Source organism: Streptomyces sp. NPDC001002 (assembly GCF_053599215.1).
On the sequence record NZ_JBSFLV010000261.1, the window covers coordinates 1 to 6,551 of the forward strand.

Genomic DNA, 6,551 nt, shown 5'->3' on the forward strand with positions numbered 1-6,551 from the left:
GAGCGCGGGGTGCGGTGCGACGGGGGCAGCGCCGGGCAGACGGTCCGCGCGTGGGTGATGACGAGGTGCGGCTTGACGCCGAAGAACGCCGGTTCCCACAGCACCAGGTCGGCGAGCTTGCCGGTCTCGACCGACCCGATCTCGTGGGCGAGGCCCTGCGCGAGCGCGGGGTTGATCGTGTACTTGGCGACATAGCGACGTACCCGATGGTTGTCGGCCCGTCCGTCACCGGGCAGCGCGCCCCGGCGCCGTTTCATGACGTGCGCGGTCTGCCAGGTCCGCAGGATCACCTCGCCGACCCGCCCCATGGCCTGCGCGTCGGAGGAGATGATCGAGATCGCGCCGAGGTCGTGGAGGATGTCCTCCGCGCCGATGGTGGAGGGGCGGATGCGGGACTCGGCGAAGGCCAGGTCCTCGGGGACGGCCGGGTTGAGGTGGTGGCAGACCATCAGCATGTCGAGGTGTTCCTCGGCGGTGTTGACGGTGTAGGGCCGCGTCGGGTTGGTCGAGCTGGGCAGCACGTGCGGCTCGGAGACCACGGTCATGATGTCCGGCGCGTGCCCGCCGCCCGCACCCTCGGTGTGGTACGCGTGGATGCCGCGTCCGGCGATCGCGGCGAGGGTGTCGCCGACGAACCCGGCCTCGTTCAACGTGTCGGTGTGGATGGCGACTTGGATGCCCGTACGGTCGGCGACGGTCAGGGACGCGTCGATGACGGCCGGGGTCGAGCCCCAGTCCTCGTGCAGCTTGAGCCCGAGGGCGCCGCCGCGGATCTGGGACATCATCGCGTCGTGCGAGACGGTGTTGCCCTTGCCGAGGAAGCCGATGTTGAGCGGGTACTGCTCCATCGCCGCCATCATCCGGGCCAGATGCCAGGGGCCAGGCGTCACGGTCGTCGCCTTGGACCCCTCGGCGGGGCCGGTGCCGCCGCCGACCAGGGTGGTGACGCCGGCGGACAGCGCCTCGTCGGCGATCTGCGGGCAGATGAAGTGGACGTGCGCGTCGACCGCGCCGGCCGTCAGGATCCGTCCGTTGCCCGCGATGACCTCGGTCTCGGGGCCGATCACCAGATCGGGGTGGATGCCGTCCATGGTGTCGGGGTTGCCGGCCTTGCCGATGCCGGTGATGCGTCCGTCGCGGATGCCGATGTCGGCCTTGACGACGCCCCAGTGGTCGACGACGACGGCGCCGGTGATGATCGTGTCCGGGGTGCCGTCTGCGCGCGTAGCACGCGCCTGGCCCATGGACTCGCGGATGACCTTGCCGCCGCCGAACACCGCCTCGTCGCCCGCGAGTCCGGGGCCGCCGCTGCGGTCCTCCTCGATCTCGATCAGCAGGTCGGTGTCGGCGAGCCGGATGCGGTCGCCGGTGGTCGGGCCGAACAGGTCCGCGTACGCGGCGCGGGAGATCTCAGGCATCGAGGGCACCTCCGGTCTCCCCGCGCAGCCCGGGCACGACACGGGCGCCGGCGAGCGGGACGAGTTCGACGTCGACGGGGATCCCGGGTTCGAAGCGCACGGCCGTACCGGCGGCGATGTTCAGCCGCCTGCCGCGGGCGGCGGCGCGGTCGAATTCCAGGCCGGGATTGGCCTCGGCGAAGTGGTAGTGGGAGCCGACCTGGACGGGCCGGTCGGCGGCGTTGAGGACGGTCAGCGAGGTGACCTCGCGGCCCGCGTTGTAGACGATCGGGTCGTCCGCGAACAGGATCTCGCCGGGAATCATCGAGGCCTCCTACACGATCGGGTCGTGGACGGTGACGAGCTTGGTGCCGTCCGGGAAGGTCGCCTCCACCTGGACGTCGTGGATCATCTCGGGGATGCCCGCCATGACGTCGTCGCGGGTCAGCAACTTGCGCCCGGAGGACATGAGTTCGGCGACCGTACGGCCGTCACGCGCGCCTTCGAGGATGTGCGACGTGATGAGGGCGACCGCCTCGGGGTGGTTCAGCTTCAGACCACGGGCCCGGCGCTTCTCGGCCACGTCGGCCGCCACGTGGATCAGCAGCCTCTCTTGCTCGTGCGGGGTCAGTTGCACGTCCCACCTCACAGTCCTCGCTCCGGACCGTGCGGGGTCCGGTTGCCTCGGCCACGCGGGCAAAGTCCCTGGTGGCGTGGTTCGGCAGGCTAGTTGGACCGAGTTTCAGGCAAGTTAACCGAGCTGTGATCTCTCAGGCGGTGGTCCGCGTGTCGGACATGCTCATCAACGCCCGTAGACCGTCCTGGAGCACCGAGACGGGGGCCGCCCCGAAGAGGCACTGCTGGGCGATGAACCCCTGGACCATGGCGATCACCGTCCGGGTGACGTGCTCGGCGGGCACGTCCGACCGCATCACACCGGACTCCTGGTACGTCCGGAAGACCTCGTCCCAGCTCTCCCGCAGCCCCTCGTAGCCCTGTCGCGTGACGGCCGCCAGCTTCTTGTCGCGGGCCGCCTCCGCCCACACCTGCATGATCAGCCGCGGGAAGCCGGGCTCGCCCTCGATGGTCAACGACGCCCAGACGCCGACCATCCGGCCCAGGACCAGGCCGACCAGTTCGTCCAGCGGCGGGGGCGGACTCTGCCGGGAGACCTCCGCGAAGGCCTCGCGGACCTCCGTCAGTACCTCGGCGGCGATCGCGGTGATGAGCTCCTCCTTGCCGCTGAAGTAGCGGTAGACCGCGCCGGCCGACAGGTCCACCTCCTTGAGCACGTCCTGCATGGACGTGGCATGGAACCCGTTGCGGGCGAAGCAGCGGGCGGCGCCGTCGAGGATCTGCCGGCGGCGGGCGTCGAGGTGTTCCTGGGATACGCGGGCCATGCCTCCAACGTAAAACGAACATTCCTTCTTGACAAGCCGCGGACATCGGGGCGACGGTGGTGCCGCACCTAAAACGAACGATCCTTCTTTTTGATCATGCCGGCGCCTCGCCCGGCTTCCCGAGAGGAATCACTCCCATGTCCACCGCCCCAGCCACCCCCACGAGGGGACACAACCGCCGCATGCTCGCGGTCGTCGTGCTCATCCCCGTGCTCGCCGCTCTGGCGCTGTGGGCCTTCGCCTGGCCCGCCGCCCGCACCGCGCCCCGCGACCTGCCGCTCGGCGTGGCGGGACCCACCGCCGCGACGGCCCAGATGGAGAAGCAACTCGCCCAGCACAAGGGCGCGTTCGAGATCCACCACTACGCCGACGAGGCCGCCGCCCGGGACGCGATCAAGGACCGGACCGTATACGGCGCGGTCGTGGTCACCCCGCAGGGTCCCGAGCTGCTGACCGCGTCGGCGGCGGGCCCGGTCGTCGCCCAGCTGCTGACGCAGGCGGTGACCGAGCAGGCCGCCGCCACCGGCACCGAGGTGAAGACGGTCGACGTCGTGCCCGCCCCCGCCGGTGACCCCAGGGGCGCCGCCCTCGGCGCGAGCGTGCTGCCGCTGGCGCTGGCCGGCATCATCGCGGGTTCCACGGTGACCATGCTCGGATTGCGTGGGATCCGGGCCGCGATCGCGCTCGTCGGTGCCGCCGCCGTGGTGGGCGTCGTCGCCGCCGCGCTCGCGCACAGCTGGCTCGGGGTGCTCACCGGCGACTGGTGGACGGAGGCCGGCACGCTCGGCCTGTCGACACTGGCGGTCGGCGCGGCCGTGGCAGGACTGGCGGCACTGGTCGGGCCCGCCGGCATCGGAGTCGTGGCGTTCTTGATGATGTTCCTCGGCAACCCGTTCTCCGGCGCGGCCTCGGCGCCGCGGATGCTGCCGGAGCCGGTCGGCGCGATCGGCCAGTGGCTGCCGCCGGGGGCGGGTACGACCCTGCTGCGCTCGGTGTCGTTCTTCGACGGCGCGGCGGCGACGGGTCCCGCGCTGACGCTGGCCTGGTGGGCCGCGTTGGGCCTGGGTGCGGTGCTGCTGGGCAACACGCTCAAGTCGCGCGGGAAGTCGCAGGAGGCAGTCGGGGAACGGGAGTTGACCGCCGTCGGCTGACGGCAGGCCGAGCCGGCACAGGACCTTGACGGCAGGCCGGACGACCACAGGACCGACCGCGCATCCCCGCTGTAGCGGAGGGGGTGCGCGGTCTTTCTGTCTGCGCATGCCCAGTGCTCAAAGGTGCCGGTGACTCGCCTAGGACGCGCCGGTCCCCCGGTGGTGCGCCGTGATGCCGAACCGGTGCTGTTCGCGAGGAGCGGACGGGACCTCGTGGACCGTGGAGACGGCGGTGATCACCTGCTCCTCCTCGACGACGGCCGCCGCGTCGAGCTCGGCGAGTCGTTCCAGGTCGGCGGCGGAGACGAGGGCGACCAACGGCTTGCCGTGCCGCGTCACGACGACGCGCTCACCGCCGTACACCACCTTGTTGATCAGATCGGCGAGTTCAGCCCTGGCTTGCGTCACCGGAATCTCGTAGGCCATACCCCATTCTAACGTCATGTACGTCCTGTACATTTTTTACAGAACCAGTCGCCGCAGCAGACGTAGAAGGAGGGGGCACCCATGAGTCGACCCACGGCCCGCCATGTCCTGCCCGAGTTCACCGAGCGCACCAGTTCCGGGGTCCGGACGATGGATCCGTACTCGAAGCTGCTGGAGGAGCGGATCGTCTTTCTCGGGACGCCGGTCGACGACATCTCGGCGAACGACGTGATGGCGCAGTTCATGCACCTCGAGTACCAGGACCCGGACCGGGACATCTCGCTGTACATCAACTCCCCCGGCGGCTCGTTCACCGCGATGTCGGCGATCTACGACACGATGCGGTTCGTCACCTGTGACGTGGAGACCATCTGTCTGGGCCAAGCCGGCTCCTCCGCCGCGGTGTTGCTGGCCGCGGGTACGCCGGGCAAGCGGCTCGCGCTGCCGGGGGCGCGAGTGGTGCTCCATCAGCCCGCCTTCTCCGGGCCCGTTGAGGGACAGGCCAGCGATCTCGCCATCCAGGCCGAGGAGTTGATGCGGACCCGCGATCTGCTGGAGGAGCTGCTGGTACGGCACACCGGCCGCACGGCGGAGCAGGTGCACGAGGACATCGAGCGGGACAACATCCTGGACGCGCAAGGGGCGTTGGAGTACGGCCTGGTGGACCGGATCGTCTCCACCCGCAAGACCACGCTCGTCCCGCCCGCGGGGAGGTGAGCCTCCGGTGCTGCCGCCCGAGCTTCCGCCGCTGCCCGCGTTGACGCGCGCCGAGGGCGAGTTGATCGACCGTTACCTCGACGTGGTCGACCTGCTCGGCCGCATCAACCCGGCGCGGCACGGGGACACCTACGGCGGACTGCGGGCCGCGCAGGCGCTGGTCTCCAAGGCGGCCGAACTACGTGACGCGCTGGCGCTGATGCATCAGCGGGGCGAGGCCGAGGTGCACGCCCCCACCTTGGCGCGGGCGCTGCGGGTGCTGGACGGCGAGCGCCGCACGGCGCGGCTCACGCTGCCGCCGCGCTCCGCCAGTTGACGCAGGCGTGGCCGGTTCGGATGTCCGACGCGTGGTCGGGACGTCCGGACCGGCGGCGAAACGGACCAAATGACGTACCCCCGTTCGGCGGAGTTGCGGCTACTTTTTCGCGACCGTCACGCTTGCGCAACGCGCGTGGTCCGAGGGCCGCATGAGGCGTTCCGATGCTGGTCCGGGGGCCCACGCGGCCCTGGACACCGACCCGAACACAGGGGTGTCCACCCGAACGGGTGAGTGGTGAGTAACCCCACAAATCCCCGATTCCGTTGGGCTTTTCGGACATTCATAGGTCAAGATCCCTGTCTGACGACAAGACCCCGCCGCAGCGGCGGGGCGATCCGGGCGGACGCCGAGTCCTACCGCCGCCCGGATGACAGGTCGACAGGATTGCATCGGTAGGAGTGGAGGACCCAAGCACGACGGGTCGCCGGGACGGTCACGCCATGACCGGGTCGAGCAGCCCTTGGGGTGAAGCCGCGTCAGCGGCCGGGCAACTTTGTCAGCCCGAATCCGACAGGTCATCCTTCACAGGCGGCTGACGAAGGGTTGCGCATGTCTGCGCTCAATCGTGTCCCGTCGCTGATGGCCCGGGCCGGTACGGCCTCCGCTCTCACCATCGCCGCAGTGGGCGGCTCCGTCGTGATCCCGGGTGTCGCCTCCGACGCCGCGGCCGCGACGCCTGCGACCAAGGCACTTCAGATCGCGGCTTCCAAGAAGGGCTCCCCGTACAAGTACGGCGCCACCGGACCACGCCGCTTCGACTGCTCGGGGCTCACGCTGTACTCGTTCAAGAAGGCGGGCAAGAAGCTCCCTCGCACGGCTGCCCAGCAGTACAACAAGACGCACCACATCTCGGCCAAGGGCCGCAAGGCCGGGGACCTCGTGTTCTTCCACTCGGGCTCCAGCGTCTACCACGTCGGCATCTACGCCGGGAAGGGAAAGATCTGGCACGCCCCGAAGACCGGGGACGTGGTGCGGCTGCAGAAGATCTGGACGAAGAGCGTCTGGTACGGCCGGGTCAGCTGACTCTCCCGCGGGGGCGACGGCGATGCGCCACGAACTCACCGGCCGGGGCCACCGGTTCACCACCGACTCCGACACCGAGGTGGTGCTGCGCGGCTACCTCGAATGGGGCGAGGAGATC

Annotated in this window: 9 protein-coding genes and 1 riboswitch; of the genes, 4 read left to right on the forward strand and 5 right to left on the reverse strand. The window is 70.1% G+C overall.

Features of this window, described 5'->3' with window-relative positions:
* The 4 genes from ACWDR3_RS46770 to ACWDR3_RS46785 all read right to left on the reverse strand — a co-directional run.
* Positions 1 to 1,418 (reverse strand): urease subunit alpha (locus ACWDR3_RS46770; protein ID WP_450358796.1); only part of this gene is annotated, 1,418 nt, incomplete at its 3' end.
* Positions 1,411 to 1,722: an urease subunit beta gene (locus tag ACWDR3_RS46775; protein WP_450358797.1), complete on the reverse strand. Its 312-nt coding sequence runs from the start codon at positions 1,720 to 1,722 to the stop codon at positions 1,411 to 1,413. The genes ACWDR3_RS46775 and ACWDR3_RS46770, both read right to left, overlap by 8 nt.
* A 9-nt stretch (positions 1,723 to 1,731) precedes the next feature.
* The gene (locus tag ACWDR3_RS46780) at positions 1,732 to 2,034 is read right to left on the reverse strand and encodes an urease subunit gamma (protein ID WP_037740020.1); all 303 of its coding nucleotides are present in this window, start codon (positions 2,032 to 2,034) and stop codon (positions 1,732 to 1,734) included.
* A 133-nt stretch (positions 2,035 to 2,167) separates the two neighbouring features.
* Positions 2,168 to 2,797, reverse strand: a complete 630-nt coding sequence (locus ACWDR3_RS46785) for a TetR/AcrR family transcriptional regulator (protein WP_450358798.1) — start codon at positions 2,795 to 2,797, stop codon at positions 2,168 to 2,170.
* A gap of 137 nt (positions 2,798 to 2,934) precedes the next feature.
* Between ACWDR3_RS46785 and ACWDR3_RS46790 the strand changes: the two genes are divergently transcribed.
* Positions 2,935 to 3,948, forward strand: coding sequence for an ABC transporter permease (locus tag ACWDR3_RS46790; protein WP_450358799.1), 1,014 nt, complete (start codon positions 2,935 to 2,937; stop codon positions 3,946 to 3,948).
* A gap of 138 nt (positions 3,949 to 4,086) precedes the next feature.
* Here the strand turns inward: ACWDR3_RS46790 and ACWDR3_RS46795 are convergent, their stop codons facing one another.
* Positions 4,087 to 4,374, reverse strand: coding sequence for a type II toxin-antitoxin system Phd/YefM family antitoxin (locus ACWDR3_RS46795; RefSeq protein ID WP_450358800.1), 288 nt, complete (start codon positions 4,372 to 4,374; stop codon positions 4,087 to 4,089).
* An 81-nt stretch (positions 4,375 to 4,455) separates the two neighbouring features.
* On the opposite strand from ACWDR3_RS46795, the gene ACWDR3_RS46800 reads away from it, so the two are divergent.
* From ACWDR3_RS46800 to ACWDR3_RS46810, 3 genes are all read left to right on the forward strand, one after another.
* Positions 4,456 to 5,091, forward strand: coding sequence for an ATP-dependent Clp protease proteolytic subunit (locus tag ACWDR3_RS46800; RefSeq protein ID WP_450358801.1), 636 nt, complete (start codon positions 4,456 to 4,458; stop codon positions 5,089 to 5,091).
* A gap of 7 nt (positions 5,092 to 5,098) precedes the next feature.
* Positions 5,099 to 5,407 (forward strand): hypothetical protein, encoded by a 309-nt coding sequence (locus tag ACWDR3_RS46805; protein WP_450358802.1) that lies wholly within the window; start codon positions 5,099 to 5,101, stop codon positions 5,405 to 5,407.
* 369 nt (positions 5,408 to 5,776) lie between these two features.
* Positions 5,777 to 5,956, forward strand: a riboswitch (cyclic di-AMP (ydaO/yuaA leader).
* Between the two features lie 3 nt (positions 5,957 to 5,959).
* On the forward strand, positions 5,960 to 6,433 hold the full coding sequence (locus ACWDR3_RS46810) for a C40 family peptidase (protein WP_450358803.1): 474 nt from the start codon (positions 5,960 to 5,962) through the stop codon (positions 6,431 to 6,433).
* Positions 6,434 to 6,551 lie beyond the last annotated feature (118 nt).

Excerpts from the sequence above, each read along its gene's own strand:
- ACWDR3_RS46775 (WP_450358797.1), bottom strand. The coding sequence starts at position 1,722 with ATGATTCCCGGCGAGATCCTGTTCGCGGACGACCCGATCGTCTACAAC.
- ACWDR3_RS46785 (WP_450358798.1), bottom strand. The coding sequence starts at position 2,797 with ATGGCCCGCGTATCCCAGGAACACCTCGACGCCCGCCGCCGGCAGATC.
- ACWDR3_RS46800 (WP_450358801.1), top strand. The coding sequence starts at position 4,456 with ATGAGTCGACCCACGGCCCGCCATGTCCTGCCCGAGTTCACCGAGCGC.
- ACWDR3_RS46810 (WP_450358803.1), top strand. The coding sequence starts at position 5,960 with ATGTCTGCGCTCAATCGTGTCCCGTCGCTGATGGCCCGGGCCGGTACG.
- ACWDR3_RS46795 (WP_450358800.1), bottom strand. The coding sequence starts at position 4,374 with ATGGCCTACGAGATTCCGGTGACGCAAGCCAGGGCTGAACTCGCCGAT.
- ACWDR3_RS46790 (WP_450358799.1), top strand. The coding sequence starts at position 2,935 with ATGTCCACCGCCCCAGCCACCCCCACGAGGGGACACAACCGCCGCATG.